We start from the raw sequence: 1,325 nt of genomic DNA on the forward strand, positions 1-1,325 counted from the left end.
AAATCTGGTATTGCTTCGGGAACGATTGCTGCTGGCATGGGTGCACAAGGTCCAACAGGTCAAGATGGTTTAAATGGTAAAGATTTAACATCTAAAGTGAATGCATTACGTAACGGCGAAGCTGGTATAGTAGTGTACACAGATGCAGAAGGCAACCGTTTAGTGAAAGCTAACGATGGTAAATACTACAAAGCAGATGATGTGAAAGCTGACGGAACTGTAAAAACAGCGGCGGAAGCAGGTACAGCAGAGGCACCAAAACCAGTGACAGCACCACAAGCTCGTCTAGTGAACCCAGATGGTTCTACAACAGGTGGTACGACAATTATCAATAACGTAGCATCTCCAATTACTAACACGGTTGTTAAGGATGCTCAAAACCAACCAATTGCGAATGCTCCATTCTTGGATCGCTTGAAGAAAACAGCGGATGACGCAAAATTACAAAACGCAGCAGTCAATGTAAGTGACTTGAATAGCACAGCGACTGAAATCATTGCGAAAGGATTAACATTCCAAGGTAATGATGCACAAGACATCAAAAAACAATTGGGTGAAACTTTACATATCATTGGTGAAGGCACACTTCCTACAGAGGCAACAACAGCAGCAAATAATATCCGTACTAAGAAAAATAATGATGGCAAACTAGAAATCGGTTTAGTAAAAGACTTAGTAGGTATTACTTCTGTTACGAATGCAGCTACTTCTGACGGAGCAGGCACTAAACTTACGTTAACTGGAGATAGCTTAACCATTACGAATACACAAGCAGTGCCAGCTGATGCAGCTCCTGGTACAGCGCCAGTAGTGACTACGGTTACCATCGGCAAAGCTGGCATCAATGCTGGAAATAAAGTGATTTCTAATGTAGCTACTCCAACTGCAGGTACAGATGCAGCAAATAAAGATTATGTAGATACACAAGTTGGTACAGCAGCCAATAAAAATTTAGATAATCTAAATGAGGCTGGTATTAATAAAGTGAAAGACTTAGCAACGGCGGCAGTGAAAGTAGCAGCAGGTAAAAATACAAAAGTAACTGCAGATGATTCTACGCCTAACACAACTACCTATGTAGTAGATGCGAATGATACAATCGTAACATCAACTGATACAGCATTAACGGTGACTGGCGGTGAAGTGGCTGGAGATAATGTTCGTACTTACAAATTAGCGTTGTCTCAAGATACAAAAGATACATTGGCAAAAGTAGGTGAGATTGCTAAAGCAGTAGGCGGTGATGGTGCTAATGGTATCGATGGCCGTGATGGCAAATCTGGTATTGCTTCGGGAACGACTGCTGCTGGCATGGGTGCACAAGG

At 42.2% G+C, this 1,325-nt stretch carries 1 pseudogene; it reads left to right on the plus strand.

Features of this window, described 5'->3' with window-relative positions:
- A pseudogene (locus EO117_RS09045) lies at window positions 1-1,325 on the plus strand (hypothetical protein); the annotation flags it as partial.

This window comes from Veillonella sp. VA142 (assembly GCF_003992135.1).
Lineage (GTDB): Bacteria > Bacillota > Negativicutes > Veillonellales > Veillonellaceae > F0422.